This is a genomic window from Vibrio sp. SCSIO 43153, assembly GCF_023716625.1.
In the GTDB taxonomy this organism is placed as follows: domain Bacteria; phylum Pseudomonadota; class Gammaproteobacteria; order Enterobacterales; family Vibrionaceae; genus Vibrio; species Vibrio rotiferianus.
Genome location: NZ_CP071855.1, coordinates 1,212,793 through 1,235,872, shown reverse-complemented (window position 1 = coordinate 1,235,872; position 23,080 = coordinate 1,212,793). Strand labels below are relative to the sequence as shown.

Below are 23,080 nucleotides of genomic sequence, written 5' to 3'. Positions count from 1 at the left end.
AGATTTTGTACTTGTTTGAGAAAGATGGAATTCGCAGAGATGACGCTAACCTAGAAATAAAGAGACAGAATAAAGAAAACCTCAAGTTCACGCGTAAATGAACTTGAGGTCTAGTTTTAGGTTAGTAAGTATTTACAACGCCAGTTTGAAGCCCTCGTGCGTGGCCTTAAAACCCAACTTTTCATAGAAGCGCAGCGCATCAGGGCGTTGTTTATCACTGGTCAATTGAACGAGTTGACAACCTTTGTCTTTCGCCTGCTTTATCGCGTATTCAAACATCTGCTCACCAAAGCCACGTCCGCGATAATCTTGATGAATTCGGACGCCTTCAATCAAGCAACGCCAACTGCCAATGTGGGTCAGATAAGGGATAAAAGTCAGCTGTAACATGCCAACCAAAGCACCTTCAAGTTCTACCACCAGCAATTGGTTGTTCGGGTCTTTGTCAATCGCTTCAAACGCAGAGAGGTAAGCCTGATTCAGTGGCGAGCTTGCGTCTTCTCTCTTGCTTCCTAACGGGTCATTAGCCAGCAATGCAACCAAGCTGGTTAAGTCTTCAAATGTCGCGCTACGGTATGTCAGTGGCATCGATTCTTCCTTGTGTTTTTGCTTTTCGTGTTGTGTTAAGCGAGAGTAGCTTACTTCGTTCGTACCATTTGAGGAAAACCACTTTGCGCGATTTCATAGGTGACGAATCCAAACTTCTCATACAGCTTTTGAGCGGCTTCGTTTTTAGGATGAACGCCAAGACGAATACCATCACAAGTGCCTTCGACTCTCTGTAATAGTGCTTTCATGAGTTCTGATGCGACGCCTTTGCCGCGATGACTGGCATGAACCGCCATTGCCAATTCTGGATACTCAGCATATTGGACAGTTTGGCTCGATTTATAGCGAATCTGAACGATGCCAATTGGCTCATCGAATTGGTTTAATGCGAATAATCCGAGGTCGCCCGCTTTACCCCATTCTTCACAATAGGCTTTGATGTGCGCCAGTTCGAGCACTTTTGGATCGTGGTCGGGTTCATCATCCGGCGTCCAAAGCGCCACCAACAATAGCTCTTTTTGCAGCGCTAAATCAGACGCTGTCACTTCTCTAAACTTCATTTTTTCCGTGGTTCTTCCGTGGATGCTTGTGTTCTTCGTCAGGGTAAATCTCTCAACTTCTTCGCTGGATTCCCTGCATAGATGCCTTTCTCTGTGATGTCTTTCGTCACCACGCTACCTGCGCCAATAACCACACCTTCACAAATTTTCACGGCAAGTATCGTGGCATTCGAGCCTATAGTTACGTTATTGCCAATAACGGTGCGCCCCCAGCTGTCTGGATTCGCGTCTGGTTTTCCGTCTTTGAACAGGTCGTTGGCAAACATTACCCCATGACCAACAAAACAATCACTGCCGATGGTCACGTATTCGCAAATAAAGGTATGAGATTGGATTTTAGTTCGCTCACCAATCACTGTGTTCTTCTGGATTTCAACAAAAGGGCCAACGAATACGCCTTCTTTTAGCTCGCAGCCATAGACGTTTGCAGGTTCGATGATGGTGACATTTTCACCACAAGTCACATCTTTGATTTGTGCGTGTAAGACTTTTGGACTGTACATCTATTCTCCAAAATAAAAATGAGTGATTGATTAGATTTCAACACGACGCCCAGTTGGTAAATGCTCTAAACGCTCATCAAGTACTTCTTTCAACAAATGATACGCTTTCATGCCCGTGCAGTGGCCCGTGTAAAACTTCTCAATGGGGTATTCAGACAGGGCTTTACCTAATGCTTTTATATCGTCTTTAGTACCGCCGATGCCATTAAATACAGGTAAGCCCACAAGATGAAAGCCACCCACTACCGCTTTGATTCTGCAGTTTGGAAATAATTCAATGGCGGTTTCAATCATGTTCAATACTCCGCTGTGCGCACATCCCGTGAACACAACCAAGCCATCTTCTTCCTTGATCACCAAAAGTAACTCGTGTTCAAAAGCATCTTGCTCATAACCGCCATCTTTCGATTGGGTATAGAGGTACTGATTTCCTTTGGGTTGTGGGTACTTGTCGCTGATCTTGGTAATCACATGAACATTCGGAGCAACTTGCGTCGTTTCGCTTACCTGCACTATGCGGTCATTGGTTGTGTCTAACAAAGCTTTGTCGATACCAACATCACTCTTGAAACCAAAAGCTCGAAAGTAATAGTCCTGATCTCCACACGATTTTAAATAGACTTTGGCTACATCGTTTTGCTCTAGAAAGTGAGAAGTACCGTTGCAATGGTCATGATGCCGATGAGAAATAACCGCGAGATCAACTTCTTGGATATCGATGTTTAGTAAAGGTGCGTTGTCGCAAAACGTTCGCCCACTGCCCATATCGAACAACAGTTTGGTTCCTTCTGTATCGATATGCAGCGATAAACCGCGCTCAACACAGAGATCGGCTCGGTCCTCAACACGAGAATTATCAACGAGAGTGGTAACGATCATGGTGTCTCCTAATGACGTTGAACCGCTTTAGTGGATGAGACAATAACGAGATTTGATGCTTCTAGAAAAAAGTAATGGTAATTGTGTGATTAGACAGAGGTTTACAACATCAGTTTCAATCACCTTCGATTCTTACTCTACTTTTAATCCACTTAGCCCATCAAGGGACCTTTTTCTGATCCATTGATGTGGAGTCATCCAGATGAGCAGGTGCAATAACGCCTAAGCAACAAAAGCCCAAAACACATATTTTGGGCTTAGGTGAATAAGATTCTACTGGTCGCAATGTGCAAAAACTATTTGCCCGTCAGTTAGGTTCTTAGCGGCTTCTTTCGCTATCAAAACTTGTTCTTGGGTAACTGTGAATTCAGCCCCCGTTCCCGGCCAGTAGTACCCTTGCTCATCATGACAAAGAGTGATGATTATTGGATCAATTCCAATTGTAGGGGAATCTCCAATCTCTGTGTACATACCGAAAGTAATGTTGGTAGTAATGTGGCCTCGAACTCCATCCAGCACCTTAGCTTGAACCTTATAGTAGTTATCTCCACCGTCTTTCTCCGGTCCCTCAAAGCCCGTTAGTACCACAACAGCCGAGTATGGAGTCTCTTCAACGGCAGTTTGAAGCCTCTCATTTGCTACTGCTTCAGATCCGATGAGAGTCATTAAGCATATTAGCCATTTCATGCTTTCAACTCTTTTAGCTGCATATCCAAACAATCCTGAAGTTCGTCGCTAAGGGCAGGAAATACCGCATACTCTTTCAAGACACCTTGTTTCTTAAATCCACATTTTTCGAGCACGCGAATACTGGCTTGATGGTCAATATGAGGAGCCGTATAAATCTCTTCGACTCCGATGCTTTTCAGATACTCAATGCCGAGCTTACACGCCTGAGTCGCATACCCTTTACCTTGATAATTTCTAGAGATCCCAAAGTGAATTTCGCTATGACTGCCTTCAGGGATTAAGACTAAGCAACCAATGGGAACTTGAGTTGCGCTTTCTTCAATTGCGAGTACCAAGAAATTAGGGTGAGCCAACTCGTACTGAGCTCGCCATCGACCGATCGCTTGTAGCGTTTGAATTGGGCTTAGATGGGCTTGTCGATTGAGATACAAACACGTTTGCTCATCACCAAGGTAGTTTTCAAACAAAGGAACGGCATCAGTTTCTTCAAGGTATCTTATTGCTATATCTTGCGCTTCTCGCCTCATTGGTTCTCACCTTGATACACGTTTGGATTCCAAATCTGCATAAAGTTTTCGGCGGGCTCGATGGGCTTAAAGCCGTATTGTTCATAAAGACCATGTGCATCGCGCGTCGCAAGAATCATTCTACGTAGACCTTGAAGGTCTGGGTGGGACACAATTTCAGAAACCAACCACTTACTAATACCACTGCCGCGGTAATCAGGGAGTACGAAAACATCGGCGAGATAAGCGAAGGTGGCTTTGTCAGTAATAAGGCGAGCAAACGCGATTTGCTGATTCGACTCGGTAAACACACCAAAGCAAAAAGAGTTTCGTATCGCTTTATCTAGCGTGTCCCTTGGCACTCCTTTCGCCCAATAGCTCTGTGAGATGAACTGATGAATGCAATCCAAATCCATCTCTTCAAAGGCTGTGCTAATACGATATCCTTGCATTGCGTTCTCCCAATAAATCAAAGCTTCTCTGCGACGCAAATTAGGTTGTTTGAGTTTTCAGACAACTTATCTTCTGTCCACGAGCTGTATTTTTCGGTAATACATAAACCCGCCTGAGCAAGAAACGCTTCAATTTCAGATAACTTTCGATACCTCAAGTCAATGCTTGAGTAGACCATTGTCCCATCTTGGTAGTGACGTTCTTTCTTCAAATAAAGTACTGTACTTTCAGCGTCATAACGTTCGCTCATTCCCATGTACTTCACTTCGCCTTTGTCTGGCAATTCATAGGTTTGCCACAGCGACATTTCAGCATCAATTTCCAAGTTATCTGGCGTTGGTAAGCGGGTATCAAAGATGAAACGCCCACCTCTATTGAGGTGATTAGAAATCGAATTAAGGACGCCAACTAGCATCTCATCGGAGAGGAAAGCTTGGAAAGCGTTGCCCGTCATAATCGCCATGTCGAAGCGTTTATCGAGAGAGAATTGAGTGGCATCCTGTTGCAAGAAAGAAAGGTTATCTAATCCCTGCGCTTTGTGTTTAGCATGTTTTAACATCCCTTCGGCAATATCAATACCGACAGCATTATCGAGTTGCTTCGCGACAGGTATGGTGACAATACCCGTACCACAGCACACATCCAGCAAACTTCGAGCACCCATCGCCGCAATGTGCTTTTGTATCAGAGCAATATCATCTTCGTAATGTTTATCATACTGAGCATCGTATTCCATGCCTGATGCAAACTCACTCAGGTCTTGTGTCTTCAAAAACAGTCCTTGTTTATTATCTACATCAAGAGTCCGAATGTAGCACGCCATACTCACCTGCACACTTATGTCATTGTAAAATCGTGAAAAAAGTCGACGTGCTACGCATTGATTTAGGCCATCCAGATCCTTGCCAGAATGCCCATTGGCGTTGTGACGCCTGTGGTAATTGAGCTCACTTCTCCATCTTTTAACACATAGATGGTCGGGGTCACGCTAATGCTCCATTCTTGCATGATGGCGCTTTTCGGGTCATTAATGTTGTCAAACTGGTAGTCTTTAGACTGCATGAACTTTTGCACCCGTTCTTGCGGGCCAGACGCACCAGATACCGCAACCACCTCATAGTAATCACTCAACCAACTCACGCTTGGGCTAACAAACTTGCATGCCGGACACCACGTTGCCCAAAAGTACACCACGACGGGTTCTTCATGGCTTTTGGCAATCATATCGACAAATTCGCCATCGGCCATGATCGCACTCAGAGGTGGTGCTTGCTCTTTAGGGATGTCTTTAGTGCGATACCAATCCATGGCGACCGAAATCACGGTCACCATAAGGACGAGTTGTAGCGCTTGACTGAGCCAGTATTTGAGCGACTTGCGCTTTTTTACTGTGTTCACTTAATTGCGCCTCCACTTGCCTGTTCGATTGCTTTCACCACCACATCGTCAGTCAGAATCACTGGCAGAGGAATCCCTTCTGGTGCTGCTGGGCCATACACGATGTTAAATGGCACACCAAAGCGACCGTGCGCACGCAAGAAATCGGTCACTGAGCCATTCGGATGTGTCCAATCGCCTTTCAGTGTCGCCACGTTCGGGCTTTGCAACAGTGAGTAAACCGGATCTTGCCAGATCACGCCGATTTTGTTGGCTTTACAAGTCACACACCAATCTGCAGTCACATCGACGAACACCACACGGCCATTCTTCACGTGGTCTGCAATCGCTTCGTTTGACAGTTTTTCCCAAGCCAAATCTTCTGGCAATGGCGTCGCCCAATGATTTGCAGTCACACTGCCTAGTACCAAACCACCAGCAATCAGAATCAACGAAACCGTGCCAGAGATCGCCAACGCTTTATTGCCATAAATACGCTTAACACGCGCCATGATGACGATGAACGCAGCTAGGCCAATCAGAATGACCCAAAATACCGGCAAGTGATTCGCCATCAATGACAACAACCACGCACTGGTTGCTAACATCATGATGCCGAATACAATTTTCACGACATTCATCCATTGGCCTGGCTTAGGTAGTTTGAGTGCAATCCCCGGGAAGATAGCCACTAAGATCCAAGGCAGTGCCATACCCATAGCTAACGCAGTGAAGATAGCAAACAGAGTCACTACGTCTGCACCCAGTGCAAACGCCACCGCAGTGCCTAGGAAAGGTGCAGAACAAGGCGTTGCTAGCAGAGTCGCGAACATACCTTGCACGTAATGCCCAAGCAGTGAGTTATCACCTTTTGAAGCCAACCAAGTGTTCGTACCCGAAGACAAGCGAATTTCAAACAAGCCAAGCATGTTGGCACCAAACAATCCGGTCACCAACAGCATTAGACCTAAGAACCAAGGGCTTTGGAATTGCACGCCCCAGCCGATGGCGTTACCAGTGAGCTTCAGCACTAAGATAAAGCCAGCGAGTAGCCAGAAAGACGTTAGAATACCTAGCGAAGACGCCACGAACTGAGTGCGAATTTGACGACGTTCAACGCCTTGTGCCGCTACGATGCTACTTAACTTCATGCCGAGAACGGGCAATACACAAGGCATGATGTTGAGAATCAAACCACCGAGTAACGCGAACAAGAAAATGTTCACCAGTGATGTACTTGGTAAGGCTTCAGTAATCAAACCTGCTTTGGCTTGCGCGGTTTCTTGCGCCAATAAGTTGTTGTCTTTGATTGAGACATAAACTGACTGGTTATCCAGCTCTACGTCACCCAACCAAGTATTGACTAGGTAGTTGGCAGTAAGCGTGTTGCCCTCTTGATGCAGCCCTTCTAATTTGAAGCTGTAATCGCTGGTTGCTTCGTCGACACCATCAACCAACACTTCTGGTTTTTGCCAACCTTGTGAGTTAGTCAGTTTGATTTGTAGCTTAGACTGGTTTGCATCCCAGTTCGCTTCTGTCACTTCAACAAATGGTGAAGCTTGAGGCACACTGCTTACCGCTTGCGCGTAAGTGAACATCACATCTTCATCGACTTGTAGATCGGAAGGTAGGAAAGACAGCTGAATGTGGTAATCCGTCAGGACACAAATCGTTGTACATGAAGATAGTGTCAGCGTCGCATCAATCGTCACTGGCTTGTTCATGTCTTCGACGTGCAACGTCATTGGAAAGACAGTGTCACCTTTGTAGCCTAGCGTCTCAATGCCAAGCAGTTCGTATTTCTGCGGGTACGGCCATTGCCAATCCACTTTAGTTAGGTTTTGTGATTTTTCCCAATCAATGGAAGGTGCAACACCGCCCTCACCTGGCGAACGCCAATAGGTTTTCCAGTCACCGGTCAGTTTGACATCAAGGTAACCTGTGATGGTGTTGGTATTCGGGTCTTGCTGTCCGGTTAAGACAAAGCGTGTCTGCACAGGTGGGTGCTGAGGATTGGTCAGCCAACCTGTGTCCGTCATTTGTGCTTGGGCAAACAGTGAGAATAAGCTCAGTGCCAACGTCATGATGAGCATCAACGCGGCTTGAGTCGTTTTTTTCATGTGGTTCATAGTTATTCCTAGTTAAAAACAAGTCGATACCCAAGTGACTTCAAAATTCAGGATTCAGAGCTATGTCACTGATTTAAGAGCAAGGAAAACAACGCGGTGGAATAATAAGCTATTTCCAAGTTGTTTGACACTGAAATTGAATCAGTGACATGCTCCCAGAGGGCGAGTTGTCTTGGCTCGCATACTTTGTTGACGATTATTGATTTAGAACCACTAGATCTTCAAATCGTCGCCGCGTCTGCAAACCAAGCCATTCTCGCTGAACCTAGAATCTTGAGGTTACTTGGGTATAAGAAATCGCTGACGAAACTCGTCAGAAATCACTTGTCATTCGCGGAATACACACAGGGTGAGATGGACTCGATACTTTCGGGCTATCGGTTCGGTCCATTGCCTTTTGCTGGCGAACGCACAACAGCGCCACACGACAAGCGCGAGAATGCCAACAAACAAAACAACGACCAAGGTTTCCAGTTGTTGCTGAGCAAATTGAATCAGCTTTTCAGACAACTCACACTTACCAGATTTGTGCCCGCTCTCTGCTTTTACGATTTTGACTTCATCGCCAACGACCGCAGAAGTAGAGCTCGCGTCATATTGCATTGCACAACTGAACATCAAGCCAGAATTTTTCATCAGACACACCACAATCACCCAGCCAATTAACGCTAGGAGCCATTTGCCCTGTTGTCGTGACGCAGCAGATTGTGAGGTGGATGAATGCATTCTAACTTCGATAAATGTGGAAACGCCGGAAATCATACGCAAGTTAGCATAAACCTCAAGTGGTATGATTTTTTGCGTCGCTCTCATTGGTAACTAATTATGATAGTCTTATGACTACCGTTTCCGTAAATAATTCAACATGCTCAATAAAGTTAATCTTGCTGATATTCGCTCGTTCGTTTTGATCGCTCAACTGGGTAACTTCACTAAAGCGGCAGAAGCCCTTTCGGTGTCTCGTTCTCATGTGTCTCGCCAAATCAGTGGGCTTGAAGCGCAAATGGGCGTGACCTTGCTGACCCGTACGACAAGGACCCTGCGCCTGACTCATGCCGGAGAGCGTTTCTATCAAGAATGTGAAAAGGCACTGCACGATATCGACCAAGCGTTGATCGCCGCGGTCGACGACACTCAAGAAGTGCGCGGTTTGATTCGCGTAAACTGCGTGGGTGGTTATATCGGTGAAGACATCATTGCTAAATACGTCAATGAGTTCATGTTGGAATACCCGAACATTACGGTCGATCTCGACTTCTCTTCACCGCGGATTGATTTGATTGAAGATCAGTTCGACGTTGCGATTCGCATGGGCGAGTTGGAAGACGCAGGCTTTGTCGCGCGCAAGCTAATGATGATTGATATGGTGACGCTAGCAAGCCCGAAATACTTGAAGACTTATGGCGAGCCGGTCACCCCAAAAGAGTTAGCCAAACATCGCACGCTAACGGGCTCAGTCACTCGCTGGAGTTACCGCAACGTTGCTAACCCGAAAGAGCACAGCGATGTAATTGTGAAAGGCAATCTGCGTTGCAAGAACGGCCGCGCGCTAGTTATGGGTGCACTACATGGTAACGGAATTATTCGTGTGCCATTGAGTTACTGTGACGAGGAAGTCGATCAAGGCCAACTGGTTAAAGTGATGCCGGAATGGGAGATCCCGTCTGTGCCGCTGTCCGCCATTTTCCACCGTGATCGCTACCAACCGAAACGTCTTCGTACCTTCATCGACTTCGTCAAAACCAAATTTGAACAAGACTTTAATATTTAAGTTTGGCGCATAAATAAGTGCGTAAGAACCGAAGCGCTTACGCACACTTTTCAAACTTGATGAAGGCTAAGATAGCTTCTCTAAATAGCCCTCAATATCGACATCATCGATAAGCTCATCTGGCAGATAGCGCTTAGCGTAACGTAGGTAAGTGCCACTGGTTAACAACAGCTTAAATACGTCTTTATCAATGTGCCCACCGAGTGCCATTTTCGACATAATGCTGATTGCCTCACTCAAGGATTTGGCTTTCTTGTACGGTCGATCAGCCGCGGTTAACGCTTCGAAAATATCCGCTACCGCCAGAATGCGTTCAGGGATCGATAGCTCCTCTCCCATCAAACCTCTCGGATAACCAAAGCCTTCCATCGCCTCGTGGTGCGTAGTAGCGTAGCGAGGAACGCGCTCAAGTTCGGGTGGGAACGGTATGCTTTCGAGCATCTTGATTCCGCTGATCATGTGCTCATTAATCTTAAAGCGCTCTTCTGCTGATAACGTACCGCGCTGCACGGCCAAGTTATACAGTTCACCATGGTTATAGAGCTTTTCTGGCACCGTCATATTGATGCCAAACTCAGGGTCAAGATCAAACGGCTGTTCACGCTCAATCACATGCTCAGGACGATCAGAAAGCAGCTTCTCTATTGCCGGCGTTGGTTGCGGTTGATAACGCGTTTCTTCTAATGGCGATAAACCAAGTCCACAATCGAAGTGACGCGTCCACTCTTTCTCGGCCAACTTGTGTAGGCGTTCAATGTCTTGATCCGACATAAACTCCGCCCCTACGTTCGCATTGGCGACAAATTCGAACTCTTCTTTCAGCGCCGCAAATTCTTGTTCCAGTGCTTGCTCGGGCTGCTCATCCACACCCATCGTTTTTAGCTTTTTGAGTAGATATTGAATCTGCGCATCTCGCCACAGCACTTCGAATCGCATGCGAACTTCGTGAATTCGGTTGTAGTTGGTTTCTAGCTTACTGCCTTTATCAACCACATACTCAGGCGTCGCGATCTTGCCACAATCATGAAGCCAAGCAGCGATGCGGAACTCACGGCGCTCTTCATCGCTTTCAAAAGCGAACGACTCAAACGCCCCTTGCTCTGACTTCTCAGCTTCTTCCGCCAGCATTAAAGCAATCTCCGGCACGCGGTTACAGTGCCCTGCCGTGTACGGAGACTTTTCATCGATCGCGCGTGCGATAAGCTGAATGACAGATTCAAAGAACTCATTTTGCCTTTGCTCAAACTGCTTAAGCGAGTTACTGCCTCGCATCACTGAAAGACCAAGTTGGTGAATCTCTTCAATACGAGAGTGAACACGCTGCACTTTGTCGTATTCGCGATCGCGTACAAATCTGACTTGCTTTCTCAACATATTGATTGGCTGAGAGATTGGTTTCGCCATCTCCCATGCAACGGGAATCAACAACGCAAGAACAAACAAGGATGCGCCCACAGCATAAAGCGTCACTTCATTTACGCCAGACATGACATAAGCTTGCGGAATCACGACAGCAAAGTAACGCTCTTCCTTATGAGTGAGCTTGGAGACGAAAACATATTTGTCTTTCCCATTGATCTCCACCAGTTGAACCGAGTTGATGAACTCAGGCTCTTGGGCAAATTTGACCAATTCTTCGTATGGCGTAAAGGTATAAGTCGACAGTGCTTCCTTACCCTCAAACCATTTTTCACGCAGCTCTTTTCTTTGCTCTGGCGTAATCGCATCAATGGCGCGGTTAATGATCTCAACTAAAGGTCTTTGTTCCTCATTCGCCAAGTAGTAAAAGGCGTTGGGAAGGTTGGAATCCTTAACCAAAGTGATGGCTAAGTTCTGACGAAACATTTCGCGTATTTTGTTGACCAATATTTGACGAATGTCGAGCACAGCGACGATGTCACCGTTCAATACCCCGTCGATCGCATCGTGCAAAGAAGCGTAATTGACGATGGTCATTTGCGGGTAAGCTTCTAACAAGTCATCTTGAATGCTCCATCCTTTTAGCAAGCCAATTCTTTCGTTCTTCACTTGCTCTAAGGTATTGATGTGCTTGTTTTCTTCTTTGGTAAGTAACGCAAACTTTGCGTGATAAAGAGGTTCACCCACTACACCGATGCTCGAAAGATCATCTTGGTCGGCAATCGATTGAAGAATATCGATATTGCCATTTTTAAAGTCGTTGACGAGCTCATTCCAACTTCGACCGTTCACAAACTTAAACTTTAATCCGGTCATTTCCGAAATCATCTTAAACAGGTCAATCGAGAAGCCATTTGGCCGACCGCCAACGGTATAATCAACCGGAGCCCAGTTATTTTGGTTCGACACTTTCAACTCTGGTGTTCGTGCAACCAGCGCTCGCTGCTCATCCGTTAAGTTCACCGGAGAAACCAAGGGCAAGCGCTCTTCGATGTCGATCATCTTGTTGGTTGCAATCAATCGACCATTCGCTTGGTAGATAAACGCTTCCGCTTCTGAAGCTTGCTTATTTTCGATAAAACGGCTGGTGAGTTGAACCTCAAGCGAGGAGAGAAGAATGTCCACACCAACTACGGTATCGGATTCTGGCACCTTGATGGAGAAGGTTTCTCCAGAGACTTTTAGCGTGTTAAACAGATACGGAGAGGTGTTATAAGTGTCATCGTAATCGGCATTTTCAAACCAGCTGCGCTGAGTCGGGATGAAGTTACTAAACTCATCAGAAGCATGGCGTGATACAAAGTTTTCATCGTAGTAAATACTCACCTTACGACGATCTCGCTTCACGCCACTGTGAACGATCAACAACCATTTATCGCCGGGTTGTGCTTCCACACGGGAACGTATTTCGTCTGAAGAAAGGTTGATCAGCTGGAAGAAATCGTTATTCGCTTTGGCAACAAAAATACTGTGAATGCTAGGTTCTCTTACCAGCAATTTAGACAAAGGGATGATGATGCTCTCTTCGGGCGTATCTACCCCGATAAGTGACACTAACTGCGCACCACTTCGTGTCACGGTCTCAGCTAAGTGTTGTAAATTCGATAGATGACTCGATACCCCTGTCGCGATGGCTTGATATCGAGTGAGGGTGTGTTGCAGCTCAGTTTTTCTTGCAAAGTGGTATTGCAAAACTATCGCCACACCTACTGTCACTAGGGTACAGAAGACAAACATCAACCCTAGCACTGTCCTTAACGAAATGCGTTTACGTTTTTTCATCGTTTTATCTTGGAGTAATCCAAGCGCCTTAATCCTTTAACCAACTGAAATTATTGTCTAAAAATTGAATTTCAGCCAATCAAAAAACTTTATCGAAGCAAATAAAAACGCCTCCATCTGGAGGCGCTTTATCTTAGTGACTAAATTGAGTTGGGGTACTTAAGTGAAAACGCAACGATTATGCTTGTGCCGGTACGCTTTCAACTTGAGTTTGTTGCTCAGCTTCTTCTTTGTTGAAGCCTTCATGTAGATGGTAGTAACGTTGGTAAATCACGCCAATTTTGGTCGGGTGCTCTTCCGTAGCAGTATCAAATAGACATGAAACCAGTCTCCGAGGCTAGTTTTTTCATTTAAACAGGTTAGAAGCTTGTAAAACATCTCCGCTAAAACAAGCGCATATCGATAAAAAGGGTTATTCTTAGTTATTAAAAGTACGAAATAATAATTGAATGAGCATTCAACCTAATTCTCGCCAATTGATCGCCTGTGAAGAATGCGGCCTAGTTGTCCGTATTCCAGATATACAGCAAGGTCAAAAAGCACAGTGTCCACGCTGCGAGCACTCACTAACAAAAGTTAACGCTAAACCCTATCAAAGTGTAGTGGCGGTATCGATCGCTAGTTTGATCATGTTGGTTTTGAGCATTTCATTTCCATTCATGTCATTTAGCGTTCAAGGGCTCACACAAGAAATAACGTTAATGCATGCAGCCAAAATGCTGGCTGAGTTTCACAACGTTTTACTTGGTGTCCTTTTACTGGCTACCGTAGTCGTGTTACCTGCCATTTATGTTGGTCTGATATTGTTCCTTCACTTGGAAGCATTGAAATCAACGAAGCACCCATTAAGCAAAAAGAAAACGCGCATGGCAAAAGTGCTGTGCCGGATTTTATTCCGGGTGGAACCTTGGCTAATGGTCGATGTATTTCTGATTGGGGTATTGGTTAGCCTGATTAAAATCGCCTCTCTCGCAGATGTCGGTATGGGCAGCTCATTCTGGGCATTCTGCGTGTATACGGTGTTAGTTGTTAAATGTATTTCTATGGTCGATAGAAGCTGGCTCTGGGGGCACTTCATTGCAGCGGTAGAGCTACCAAGTGTAAAAGAAGGCGACACTCACCACAGCGAGAATCACATCGGCTGCCACACTTGTCATCAACTGAACCCTATTGAAGATAAAAAACACCAGAAGTGTATTCGCTGCCAAAGCCCTGTGCATAAGTATGATCCCATAAATAACCTGCAAAAAGCCTGGGCACTATTGTTGGCGTCGATCATTTTCTATATCCCAGCCAACTTATACCCAATGATGTATACCGTCAGCCTTGGTCATTCCGAAGGTTCAACAATCATGGAAGGTGTCGTGCTACTGTGGCAACTGGGCTCTTACCCGATTGCTGCAGTTATCTTCTTCGCTAGTGTATTTATCCCGATGGCCAAAATGCTCGCGCTGGCTTGGTTGTACTACAACGCCCAAAAAGCGCAGTACTTGCCTCCGGAAGAGAGTATCTCGCGTTTAAAAGTGTACCGTATGACCGAGTTCATTGGCCGTTGGTCAATGATCGATATCTTTGTTGTCGCCATCTTAGTGGCTTTAGTGCAACTACAGAACTTAATGGCAATATACCCTGGCCCTGCAGCACTCTCTTTCGCTGCAGTGGTCATTTTTACCATGCTCTCTGCAATGATTTTTGACTCGCGTTTATTGTGGCAACTTCCACAAAAACAAGCGCAGGAGCCAATAACAGATAACTTAACTGAGAAAGCTAAATATGAGTGATGAGAACAAAATAACCGCTCAAATAACCCCACAAAAGCAGATATCTGCGATTTGGATTATCCCAATTCTTGCATTGGCAATGGGCGCATGGATGCTGTTTCAGTACGTCAACAGTACCGGGCCAGAAATCAACCTAAAACTTCCAACCGCAGAGGGTATTGAAGTCGGAAAAACCGAGATCAAAGCTCTAAACGTTAAGGTTGGGGTGATTACCGATGTAAAACTGAGCAAGGACTATGACCACATCATTGCCACCGCACAGATGAATAAAGATGCTAAGCGCATGCTTCGCGAAGACTCGATGTTTTGGGTGGTAAAACCTCGTATTGGTCGTGAAGGCGTATCGGGCTTAGAAACACTGCTTTCCGGTGCTTATATTCAGCTTCAACCTGGTAAATCAAACATAGAGCAAGAGCACTTTGATGTGTTAGATGTTCCACCTGTCGCCGCTCCTGATGCGGAAGGTTTACGAGTAGTACTGACCAACCGAGAGGCAGGTAAACTGGGCGTTGGCGATCCGGTTATCTACAAAGGCTTTACTGTCGGTCGTGTTGAAACTACAAGCTTTGATGTTGATACTCGCCGTGCACTGTACCAACTGTTTATCTTCAAGCCATACGACAGTCTCATTCGAACTAAAACACATTTTTGGTTGAGCTCTGGCGTCGATCTTCAGTTAAACGCTGAAGGCTTCGAAGTCAAATTCGGCTCCTTAGAAACGTTGATCACCGGCGGTGTGACATTTGATACGATTCCAGGAATTGGAGATGGGGCAGAAGTCACTGAAGACATGACAAAATTCCGTTTATTCGATGACGTGAAACAGGTTCGTGAAGGCATGTATGACGAGTACATTCAATTCGTTATGATGTTTGAAGAATCGGTTCGAGGGTTGAAACGCAAAGCACCTGTTGAGTACAGAGGCCTAAGAATTGGTACTGTGATGAAAGTGCCTATGCGCATGCCAACCCCTGAGGAAGATTTTTCCGCAAAGAAAATTCCAGTATTAGTACGTATCGAATTGGGTCGAGTTTATGACAATCTTCCAGTAGATAAACTTCCGCTGTTTAAAGGCAAGTTAAAAGAAGAGTTTAAGAAAGGCCTTCGCGGCACGCTAAAAACTGGTAACTTGCTGACTGGTGCATTGTATATTGATACAGACTTCTACCCAGAGGAAGCCCCATACGTAGCAAGTACTTTCGAGGGCTTAGATGTGTTTCCTACAAAACAAGGGGGCTTTGCTCAAGTACAACGACAGGTTAATGACTTCCTAAATAAGATCAACAATTTACCAATGGAAGATACATTGCTTTCCCTAAACAAGACGCTAAAGACCTCCGAGAAGACATTAGCATCTGCAGAGCGTGTCGCGAGCAGTATCGATAAGTTGCTAAATCAACAAGACACTAAAGCAATACCAGCGGATATTCGTCAAAGCCTGCAGCAGTTACAAAAGACACTTGATGGCTATGGCCCGAACTCAACGATGTACAGCGAAATGGAATCAACTTTGAAAGAGCTAGAGAAAGTGATGACCGAGTTCAGGCCCGTCCTGCAGCAATTGAACGATAAGCCAAACTCACTTGTATTTGGTAAAGATGAGATGAACGACCCAATGCCAGTTAGAGGACAAAAATAATGAAACGTAGAATTTTATTGATCTCTGCCCTACTCGCTGGCTGTAGTAGCGCTCCGAAAAACACCGATGCCTTTTATGTGTTGCCAGAGTTCAGCGCGGCAAAAATTAATAGCACCCTAGTAGTCCAACGCACTCCGCTCATTGTTCGTCCTGTCGAGTTAGCCAGTTATCTCGCTGATAGCGGAATTGTGTATCGCACATCAGAAACTCAGATTGTTCAAGCAAAGCACAATCAATGGGCACACAGCATTTCTGAGCAGATCACTTCTCGCGTGATTAACGAACTACGAACCAAACAAACGCAATACTGGCCTGTTGAAGTCAACAACTTGCTCGATCAGAGTCACGAAAGCAAACTTCAGCTTTCTCTAAGCAAGTTCAACGGTAACTTTGAAGGCAATGCGGAGCTCGAAGGCGAATGGTTAATTATTGATGCGAATGGCAAAGTGACAAACAGCGCGCCAGTAAACATCAATGTTCCCTTGCAAAACGACGGCTACGACGCACTTGTTGATGCACTTTCTGAAGGCTTAAGTAATCTAACAGACCAAATAGCCACTAAGCTGTAATCGGCCATGCCAAAAAACAAAGCCCTAGCAATAATGCTAGGGCTTCTTATTCTACCGTCTCTTAGAGCTTAAAGGTTTCCATTCTTGATTTCAGATTATGGGCAAGACTACTAATCTGCTGACAAGCCACCGCCGTTTGCGATGCCCCTTCAGCCATTTCTGTTGAAGCACTATTGATGTGCTCAACACTACGATTCAGTTCCTCAGAGACTGAGTTCTGTTCGCTACAAGCCGTCGCAATTTGAGTACTCATTTGAGCAATGTTATCCACCGAGTGTTCAATTTCATTGATTTGATTACCTGCTTGATTTACTTGTTCCACACACTGGGCAATGCCTGCTTGGCAATCTCGACTTGAGTGCCCCATCTTGCTGGTGTTCTCTTGCAGTTGATTCACGATTTCGATGATTTGCGAAGTTGAATCCTGAGTACGTTGAGCTAAAGAACGAACCTCATCTGCCACAACCGCAAATCCTCGCCCTTGTTCACCCGCACGCGCCGCTTCGATTGCTGCGTTGAGCGCTAGCAAGTTTGTTTGCTCTGCGATGCCGCGAATCACATCTACGACCAGGTTGATGTTGTTCGAACTAGATTCAAGCTCCTGTGCTAAATCATCTGACTCTTGAATTGTCTGCGATACACGCTCGATAACAGCAATAGTTTGTTGAAGCGTTTCCGTACCCTGCTTCGCTACCTCGGTAGCTGAGTAAGCAGAAGTCGCACCTACTTCGGTATTTTGAGCCACTTCCCCTACAGCGGCTTGCATCTCTGTCATTGCAGAAGCGACGGAGCTCAATTCAAGCTGTTGATTCTGCATACCAGAAGCGGTTTGAGAAGAGATTGCGCTGACCTCTTCTACTGCAGCGGTCAATTGAATGGTCGAATCACTAATTTCAGATACTAATGAATGCAAATTGCTTTGCATCGTCACAAGCTCTTTTAGCAAAGTACCAAGTTCATCTTTGGTTAGATCTTCCTCGTCAATCGTGTTGTTCAACTGACCCTGCGCGATCTTAGAAGCAAATGCCAATGCACGATCTACAGGGCGACAAATCGCACGTGAAAGTAAAACTGAAGACAACGCGATGACCACGATAATAACGAGCGCACCAATGCCAGCACTGTATTGAGTCGAAAGCGCCTCTGCATGCACTTCTTCACCAATATGGTTCACAAGCTCATCATTTAGTGCCAGCGTATCATCTAAACTATTCAGTGCTTTTGAGTAAGTTGAGAAGCTGAATAAAACGACTTTGTTCGCTTCATCAGACTTACCTTGGCTAAGTAAATCATTATAAGGTTTAGTCTCTTTTATGTATTGGTTCCAAGTTTCCTTAAATACAGCAAACGATTGCTTTTCTTCCGTATTTAAATTCAATGCTTCAAAAGCGGCAATCCCTGACTGCACATCTGCACGCCATTGATCAAGATCTTTCAGCCATTCACCAATCTTTGGGTGATCCCCATTTGGAAGCAACGAAAACTCATCTTTTCGCACTTTAGTGATGTCGACTTGGATCCCCTTCAGAATAGCAACTGACGGTAGGCTCTTCTCCGTAAGTACCGCAATATTCTTATTCAGAGTCGATAAGCTCAGCACCAACATAATAGATACCACTGCAAATACGGCAAACACAGTCAAATAACTCAACCATATTTTCTTTACGACACTTAAGTCTTTAATACTCATAAACTTCCTCGCGACAGCGTTAATGAGACGTCTCAAAAATGAAACAACATCAAACGCAAAAAACAATACTTACTAACAATGTGACTACTTCACGCCTCTTTATAACCGGGGCGTTACACGCTCACTTTAACCACCCATTGATAAAGTTGTTATCACTATTTTCTGATTTTGATACGTAGCTCTACTTATATATACCGCTTCAATAATCAGCTATTTTTTTCCGTAATATTTCACGACGAATTTCCAAAACCTCATCAATCAATTACGCTTTTATGATGACACAAAAAAACCGAACCATTACAGTTCAGTTTTTTCGATACAAAGCGGTGGTAATAACAATAACTAGTCAGCAATAGCTGATTTAACTGTACGTTTTAAATTCTGCATAAACCCTTTGAACGCAGGCATGAAGTCAATGAACAGTGGGTACTTTCTGTCTTTCATCATCACAGGGCCTAGCAAACGTATTGCTACACCAACTTTTGTCGCCTCAGCTTCATCTAGCCCACTTCCCTTTCTCAAGCTATCAACGTCTAATCGTTAAAGAAGCGAATCCAGAAGACAAACGTAGCCAATGGCTCCTAGTCACAGATGAAGGCAATGTAGTCATGGAAAAGATCGCACACGTTGATGAGTTGATACTCAAAAAAATGACACAAGATATGTCTTCGGAAGAGCTCGAAGCTTTTCAAAAAACAACGAGCAAAATAGTTAGAAACTTGAGTGAATAGATGAAAATCGCACGCTATTTAATTTAGCGTGCGTTTTTTGATGATAAATAGAACACGAAGTCAATACGGCTAGACTTTAAAAAACGCGACTTCTTCTTTTAGTCTGTTCGAAAGCGCATTCAGATTTTGGCTTGCAACGTCGTTATTTTTCATCGAATCAATCGAGTCTTTAGACATACTGGAAATTTGATCCATCGCCACTACAAGCTCGCTCACTACTTGAACTTGTTCTTCTGTCGCACTCACAATGTCACGAACTCGTTCCAGTGAATCCTGCGCTTGTTTCTCAATACTCACCAATAAATGCGTAGCTTCTTCGGTGTTCCTTTGACAACTTTCCACTTGTGGCTGAGTGCTTTCCATCGCATTTACGCTGGCAACCGTTTGGGCTTGAACCTCTTTCAACATGCTTTCAATTTGAGTCGTTGCTTCACCAGTACGTTTAGCTAGATTTCTCACCTCATCTGCAACAACTGCAAAGCCACGCCCAGACTCACCTGCTCGTGCCGCTTCAATTGCAGCATTGAGCGCCAATAAGTTGGTCTGCTCAGAGATGTCACTGATCATATTCACAATGCCACCAATATCGCGCGTTTTCGCTTCCAGCGCTTTCACTTGCCCTACAGTGCCATTCACCGCAGCGGTAACTGACAACATTTGCTCTGCAACAGCAGCAATACGCTCACGGCCATCACGAGCATTCTCTGATGTGTTAGCAGAGTTTTGCTCTGATAAATGAACGATCTTGGCAATCTCATCAATGCGAGCATGCATCGTTTCCAATCTAATCGCCATTTGGTCCGTCAGTGAGGCTTGCTGTTGAGCCGTATCAAATACTGAGCGAGAACCGTGAGACACCTCTTCGACTTGTTCTGCCAATTGTTCTGATGCTCCGCGAATATTGCTGACAATCGAGCTTAGTTTTTCTGACATCAAAGACAGAGAATGCAAAATACTGCCCGGCGCACTATCGCTATGATCTTGTGTTAACTCACCTTCTGCCATCGTCTGAATCGCACTTTGAGCGACAAACGGTTCACCACCCAGTGAACGTCGGAAACTGCGTTCGATAACAAAGCCAACTAAGATTGAAATCAGTAAAGCAATTCCACTCAAAGCAAGCATCAAGCTTTGAAACCCACTTGCCTGTTCGCGAGCAATAGGTGTGAGTTGTTGATTCAATTCCTCTTGGTAATCGATGAACTCATTGATCACCTTCAACCACATTGCAAAGCTAGGGCGAACTTGATCTAACAGCATTGTCGTGACTGGTTCACCGTTTTCTTTCTTGGTAATGACCTCTTGCACCAAAGGCAATGTCTGCGCCTGAATCTCATCAATACTGCGCAAGATTTTTAACTCCTTTTCCGTAAAAGGAACACCATCAGCCATCATCTTCTGCATACGCAACTCCGACTGACGGTAGAATTCTTCGAGCCTTTTGATCTCATTTTCAAAAACACGCATTTCTTGTGTATCACGAGCCATAACCACATCACGAATGGCAATCGCGCGGTCATGAACACTGCCGCGATAGTTAATCGCATATCGTTGTTTCACTGAGTTAATGTCTGTCACCTCAGACAAGGTCATATCGATAAAGTTAACCTTTTGAATTCCAACTATTGTAAGCACTGCCATTAGCGCTACTAACGTACCAAAACCTAGCGCCAAACGAGTTCTCACTTTCAACTGAGCAAGGTATTGCATTTCATACTCCTGATAGCAAACGAGAAAGTTGAGGGCTACTTGATCAGTAGCCTCTATTTTTATTTTTCCACGAAAGAAACCAGACCTTCCAAGCCTTGCAAAAATTACAAATAAAATGTGATTTTGGCTAAGTCAGTTCCAATTCGGTAACCTAATCACAAAAGAAACTCGATTTAACGATGGATGAAGATAATTGGGGCGAGATTTCAGGGTTGCGAAAGGTTTCAATGGCAGGATTGTTGCAGAGGGTAAATAAACTCGTCCAATCGCTTACATCAATTAAATCAATAGGTTTTACCGAATGTAATAGGGCCCATTAGATAAAGAGCCCCTATTGAGTGTCCGCACTGCTTTACGTTGAGTACGCACTCGATGTAGCTGTATCCGCGAATCTCAGAACAGGTTCAAACCAAACACACCTTTTACATCAAACAGTACTTGTTCGGTTTTCTCACGTGAACGTTGGCTGCCTTGTTTGAGGATATCGACAAGCTGCGCTTTATCATCTAGGAACATGGCGCGTTTTTCTCGGATTGGTCGTAGCATTTCTTGTAAGCATTCTTCCAATACTTTCTTGGTAGTGCCGTCACCTAGCCCGCCACGACGATAATGTGCTTTTAGCTCTTCAACATAATCTTTATCGGTATGAAAAGCATCTAGGTAAGTGAACACGATGTTGCCTTCCACTTGGCCTGGATCTTCGATGCGCAAATGGTTTGGGTCTGTGTACATAGACTTCACAGCCGCTGAAATCTCTTTCTCTTTAGCCCCTAGATTAATCGCGTTACCCATGCTTTTCGACATCTTGTTTTTACCATCGGTACTAGGCAAACGCGGCGCGGCGCTGAGCAGCGGACGGCACTCCTTCAGAATCTCTTTTCCACCGAGATGGTTTATTTTTCTTACGATTTCGTTAGTTTGCTCAAGCATTGGCAATTGATCATCGCCGACAGGAACTAAGGTAGCGTGAAAGCCTGTTATATCTGCCGCTTGAGAGATTGGGTAAGTCAGAAACCCTGTCGGAATCGAACGTTCAAAGCCTTTATTTTGGATTTCGTTTTTTACCGTCGGGTTACGCTCTAACCGCGCAATTGAAACCAGATTGCTGTAGTACATGGTGAGTTCAGCAAGCGCTGGCACCTGAGACTGCAAACAGATGGTCGTTTGAGTCGGGTCGATGCCTACCGCAAGATAATCCGCCACCACGTTCAGAATATTAGAAGAGACCTTAGAAGGGTTGTGCGCGTTATCGGTTAACCCCTGCATGTCGGCAACTAAAATGGTTTGATCGTGCTGACTTTGTAGCGCAACACGTTGCTGTAATGAACCAACGTAATGGCCTAAATGCAAAGGGCCTGTAGCTCGATCGCCAGTAAGAATGATTTCACGTTGTTGAGTACTTAGTGTGGTGTTCATGACTTATCTCCGACTAAAAATAGATCGCTACTGGAGATAAAAAAGACAAGACACTCTTAGCTACCGTCCAGCAGCGTAAGAATGTAAGGATTCCGCGCCGCTCTAATTAGAGCGCCACCAGAAGAAGTTTGATGAAGGGGTAAATGTCGTTTTCATATTTTTTAAACTAACAAGGAGCAGAGCTAAAAACAACCCTACCCCTTGCATAACTTGATTTTCCAGTTTTGATAGGTTCAACCAACACTGAATCAAATTTGGATATACATTGCGATGACCAGTGCAGCGCCAAACACGCTACCTGATACAAACGCAAACAATACCGCTCGGTTCTGTTTACTTTTCATCCGTGAATACCTTAGTTAGAACCAATTAATGGCTCCTAAAATAAAAATCGCGCCTAATCCAATTAGGCTAATTACAAACGCAATACTTCTTAGTATTTTTAAGTTGATGTAGTAAAACAGCATATGCAACACACGACCAGTCAAGTATACCCAAACTGCGATATTGAGCAGATCAGCAGATGCACTAGATAGTAATGCGAACATCACAAACAAGATGTAGATGCCAACACTCTCATTACTGTTATGTAGTGACCGTGACGCCCTAAATAGAAAGCTTTCATGATCTGCTTCTATGGGATGTCCCGGGGTATGCCTTTGGGCTAAACCCAATACGTCCAGAACAAGAAGCTGAACCAGAAAAACCAAACCAGTTAATCCGATTGCAACTATCGTCGGTGAGTAAGCAGTATCAAGCTCCATCTACATTCTCCATAAATCTACACTAAGTTTTGCTCTGTAGGCTCGAGGCAAGCGGACCGAAGTTAAATGCTGAATCGCTATATCTGCGAGCCATTTCAGAAAAACTGACGCTTATGGCTCCCTCTATCTCGAGATTTTTCGCTTTTGGTCACCGTAGTAAAA

21 protein-coding genes and 1 pseudogene are annotated in these 23,080 nt (G+C 44.9%); 5 read left to right on the top strand and 17 right to left on the bottom strand.

The window, feature by feature from the left end; all coding sequences use genetic code 11:
* Window positions 1-132: 132 nt before the first annotated feature.
* The 11 genes from J4N37_RS05645 to J4N37_RS05595 all read right to left on the bottom strand — a co-directional run bounded on the left by J4N37_RS05645 (window position 133) and on the right by J4N37_RS05595 (window position 8,372).
* The gene (locus tag J4N37_RS05645) at window positions 133-588 is read right to left on the bottom strand and encodes a GNAT family N-acetyltransferase (RefSeq protein ID WP_039984290.1); all 456 of its coding nucleotides are present in this window, start codon (window positions 586-588) and stop codon (window positions 133-135) included.
* A gap of 50 nt (window positions 589-638) precedes the next feature.
* Entirely contained in the window at window positions 639-1,109 is a 471-nt protein-coding gene (locus J4N37_RS05640; protein ID WP_252041875.1) for a GNAT family N-acetyltransferase, read from the bottom strand.
* A gap of 38 nt (window positions 1,110-1,147) precedes the next feature.
* Complete coding sequence (locus J4N37_RS05635; protein ID WP_039984293.1) at window positions 1,148-1,612, bottom strand: acyltransferase; 465 nt, start codon at window positions 1,610-1,612, stop codon at window positions 1,148-1,150.
* A 30-nt stretch (window positions 1,613-1,642) separates the two neighbouring features.
* Window positions 1,643-2,491, bottom strand: a complete 849-nt coding sequence (locus J4N37_RS05630) for an MBL fold metallo-hydrolase (RefSeq protein ID WP_199454875.1) — start codon at window positions 2,489-2,491, stop codon at window positions 1,643-1,645.
* 273 nt (window positions 2,492-2,764) lie between these two features.
* Window positions 2,765-3,178 (bottom strand): hypothetical protein, encoded by a 414-nt coding sequence (locus J4N37_RS05625; RefSeq protein ID WP_252041873.1) that lies wholly within the window; start codon window positions 3,176-3,178, stop codon window positions 2,765-2,767.
* A complete protein-coding gene (locus tag J4N37_RS05620; protein ID WP_252041872.1) occupies window positions 3,175-3,708 on the bottom strand; it encodes a GNAT family N-acetyltransferase in 534 nt (177 codons plus the stop codon). The genes J4N37_RS05625 and J4N37_RS05620 overlap by 4 nt, the downstream gene beginning before the upstream one ends.
* A complete protein-coding gene (locus tag J4N37_RS05615) occupies window positions 3,705-4,139 on the bottom strand; it encodes a GNAT family N-acetyltransferase (protein WP_045387936.1) in 435 nt (144 codons plus the stop codon). The genes J4N37_RS05620 and J4N37_RS05615 overlap by 4 nt, the downstream gene beginning before the upstream one ends.
* 17 nt (window positions 4,140-4,156) lie before the next feature.
* The gene (locus J4N37_RS05610; RefSeq protein WP_252041871.1) at window positions 4,157-4,912 is read right to left on the bottom strand and encodes a class I SAM-dependent methyltransferase; all 756 of its coding nucleotides are present in this window, start codon (window positions 4,910-4,912) and stop codon (window positions 4,157-4,159) included.
* Window positions 4,913-5,025: 113 nt separating this feature from the next.
* On the bottom strand, window positions 5,026-5,538 hold the full coding sequence (locus J4N37_RS05605) for a protein disulfide oxidoreductase (RefSeq protein ID WP_252041870.1): 513 nt from the start codon (window positions 5,536-5,538) through the stop codon (window positions 5,026-5,028).
* Window positions 5,535-7,646, bottom strand: a complete 2,112-nt coding sequence (locus J4N37_RS05600; protein ID WP_252041869.1) for a protein-disulfide reductase DsbD family protein — start codon at window positions 7,644-7,646, stop codon at window positions 5,535-5,537. The genes J4N37_RS05605 and J4N37_RS05600 overlap by 4 nt, the downstream gene beginning before the upstream one ends.
* Before the next feature lie 327 nt (window positions 7,647-7,973).
* Window positions 7,974-8,372, bottom strand: a complete 399-nt coding sequence (locus J4N37_RS05595; RefSeq protein ID WP_005438907.1) for a hypothetical protein — start codon at window positions 8,370-8,372, stop codon at window positions 7,974-7,976.
* 139 nt (window positions 8,373-8,511) lie between these two features.
* Between J4N37_RS05595 and J4N37_RS05590 the strand changes: the two genes are divergently transcribed.
* The gene (locus tag J4N37_RS05590) at window positions 8,512-9,417 is read left to right on the top strand and encodes a LysR family transcriptional regulator (RefSeq protein ID WP_252041868.1); all 906 of its coding nucleotides are present in this window, start codon (window positions 8,512-8,514) and stop codon (window positions 9,415-9,417) included.
* A 66-nt stretch (window positions 9,418-9,483) separates the two neighbouring features.
* Here J4N37_RS05590 and J4N37_RS05585 read toward each other — a convergent pair whose 3' ends face one another.
* Window positions 9,484-12,618 carry an HD domain-containing phosphohydrolase gene (locus J4N37_RS05585; RefSeq protein ID WP_252041866.1) on the bottom strand — a complete coding sequence of 1,045 codons (3,135 nt, stop codon included), beginning with the start codon at window positions 12,616-12,618 and terminating at the stop codon, window positions 9,484-9,486.
* A 449-nt stretch (window positions 12,619-13,067) separates the two neighbouring features.
* Between J4N37_RS05585 and J4N37_RS05580 the strand changes: the two genes are divergently transcribed.
* From J4N37_RS05580 to J4N37_RS05570, 3 genes are read left to right on the top strand one after another with little or no spacing between them, the layout of a single operon-like run.
* Window positions 13,068-14,399, top strand: a complete 1,332-nt coding sequence (locus J4N37_RS05580) for a paraquat-inducible protein A (RefSeq protein WP_252041865.1) — start codon at window positions 13,068-13,070, stop codon at window positions 14,397-14,399.
* On the top strand, window positions 14,392-16,038 hold the full coding sequence (pqiB, locus tag J4N37_RS05575) for an intermembrane transport protein PqiB (RefSeq protein ID WP_045387955.1): 1,647 nt from the start codon (window positions 14,392-14,394) through the stop codon (window positions 16,036-16,038). Before J4N37_RS05580 ends, pqiB begins: the two co-directional genes overlap by 8 nt.
* On the top strand, window positions 16,038-16,607 hold the full coding sequence (locus J4N37_RS05570) for a PqiC family protein (protein WP_252041864.1): 570 nt from the start codon (window positions 16,038-16,040) through the stop codon (window positions 16,605-16,607). Before pqiB ends, J4N37_RS05570 begins: the two co-directional genes overlap by 1 nt.
* A gap of 61 nt (window positions 16,608-16,668) precedes the next feature.
* On the opposite strand, the gene J4N37_RS05565 is transcribed toward J4N37_RS05570, so the two are convergent.
* Window positions 16,669-18,297 carry a methyl-accepting chemotaxis protein gene (locus tag J4N37_RS05565; RefSeq protein WP_045387960.1) on the bottom strand — a complete coding sequence of 543 codons (1,629 nt, stop codon included), beginning with the start codon at window positions 18,295-18,297 and terminating at the stop codon, window positions 16,669-16,671.
* Window positions 18,298-18,639: 342 nt separating this feature from the next.
* Window positions 18,640-18,813 (bottom strand): annotated as a pseudogene (locus tag J4N37_RS05560) (DUF3861 family protein); the annotation flags it as partial.
* On the opposite strand from J4N37_RS05560, the gene J4N37_RS05555 reads away from it, so the two are divergent.
* Window positions 18,765-19,028 (top strand): winged helix DNA-binding protein, encoded by a 264-nt coding sequence (locus tag J4N37_RS05555; protein ID WP_252041862.1) that lies wholly within the window; start codon window positions 18,765-18,767, stop codon window positions 19,026-19,028. The pseudogene J4N37_RS05560 and the gene J4N37_RS05555 sit on opposite strands and share 49 nt — an antisense overlap.
* 69 nt (window positions 19,029-19,097) lie before the next feature.
* On the opposite strand, the gene J4N37_RS05550 is transcribed toward J4N37_RS05555, so the two are convergent.
* From J4N37_RS05550 to J4N37_RS05540, 3 genes are all read right to left on the bottom strand, one after another.
* Window positions 19,098-20,738: a methyl-accepting chemotaxis protein gene (locus J4N37_RS05550; protein WP_252041860.1), complete on the bottom strand. Its 1,641-nt coding sequence runs from the start codon at window positions 20,736-20,738 to the stop codon at window positions 19,098-19,100.
* 393 nt (window positions 20,739-21,131) lie between these two features.
* Window positions 21,132-22,154, bottom strand: coding sequence for a tryptophan--tRNA ligase (trpS, locus tag J4N37_RS05545; protein WP_252041859.1), 1,023 nt, complete (start codon window positions 22,152-22,154; stop codon window positions 21,132-21,134).
* A 359-nt stretch (window positions 22,155-22,513) separates the two neighbouring features.
* On the bottom strand, window positions 22,514-22,918 hold the full coding sequence (locus J4N37_RS05540) for an MAPEG family protein (protein ID WP_252041858.1): 405 nt from the start codon (window positions 22,916-22,918) through the stop codon (window positions 22,514-22,516).
* Window positions 22,919-23,080: the final 162 nt, after the last annotated feature.

Excerpts from the sequence above, each read along its gene's own strand:
- J4N37_RS05645 (WP_039984290.1), bottom strand. The coding sequence starts at position 588 with ATGCCACTGACATACCGTAGCGCGACATTTGAAGACTTAACCAGCTTG.
- J4N37_RS05640 (WP_252041875.1), bottom strand. The coding sequence starts at position 1,109 with ATGAAGTTTAGAGAAGTGACAGCGTCTGATTTAGCGCTGCAAAAAGAG.
- J4N37_RS05635 (WP_039984293.1), bottom strand. The coding sequence starts at position 1,612 with ATGTACAGTCCAAAAGTCTTACACGCACAAATCAAAGATGTGACTTGT.
- J4N37_RS05630 (WP_199454875.1), bottom strand. The coding sequence starts at position 2,491 with ATGATCGTTACCACTCTCGTTGATAATTCTCGTGTTGAGGACCGAGCC.
- J4N37_RS05625 (WP_252041873.1), bottom strand. The coding sequence starts at position 3,178 with ATGAAATGGCTAATATGCTTAATGACTCTCATCGGATCTGAAGCAGTA.
- J4N37_RS05620 (WP_252041872.1), bottom strand. The coding sequence starts at position 3,708 with ATGAGGCGAGAAGCGCAAGATATAGCAATAAGATACCTTGAAGAAACT.
- J4N37_RS05615 (WP_045387936.1), bottom strand. The coding sequence starts at position 4,139 with ATGCAAGGATATCGTATTAGCACAGCCTTTGAAGAGATGGATTTGGAT.
- J4N37_RS05600 (WP_252041869.1), bottom strand. The coding sequence starts at position 7,646 with ATGAACCACATGAAAAAAACGACTCAAGCCGCGTTGATGCTCATCATG.
- J4N37_RS05595 (WP_005438907.1), bottom strand. The coding sequence starts at position 8,372 with ATGCATTCATCCACCTCACAATCTGCTGCGTCACGACAACAGGGCAAA.
- J4N37_RS05590 (WP_252041868.1), top strand. The coding sequence starts at position 8,512 with ATGCTCAATAAAGTTAATCTTGCTGATATTCGCTCGTTCGTTTTGATC.
- J4N37_RS05585 (WP_252041866.1), bottom strand. The coding sequence starts at position 12,618 with ATGAAAAAACGTAAACGCATTTCGTTAAGGACAGTGCTAGGGTTGATG.
- J4N37_RS05580 (WP_252041865.1), top strand. The coding sequence starts at position 13,068 with ATGAGCATTCAACCTAATTCTCGCCAATTGATCGCCTGTGAAGAATGC.
- pqiB (WP_045387955.1), top strand. The coding sequence starts at position 14,392 with ATGAGTGATGAGAACAAAATAACCGCTCAAATAACCCCACAAAAGCAG.
- J4N37_RS05570 (WP_252041864.1), top strand. The coding sequence starts at position 16,038 with ATGAAACGTAGAATTTTATTGATCTCTGCCCTACTCGCTGGCTGTAGT.
- J4N37_RS05565 (WP_045387960.1), bottom strand. The coding sequence starts at position 18,297 with ATGAGTATTAAAGACTTAAGTGTCGTAAAGAAAATATGGTTGAGTTAT.
- J4N37_RS05550 (WP_252041860.1), bottom strand. The coding sequence starts at position 20,738 with ATGCAATACCTTGCTCAGTTGAAAGTGAGAACTCGTTTGGCGCTAGGT.
- trpS (WP_252041859.1), bottom strand. The coding sequence starts at position 22,154 with ATGAACACCACACTAAGTACTCAACAACGTGAAATCATTCTTACTGGC.
- J4N37_RS05540 (WP_252041858.1), bottom strand. The coding sequence starts at position 22,918 with ATGGAGCTTGATACTGCTTACTCACCGACGATAGTTGCAATCGGATTA.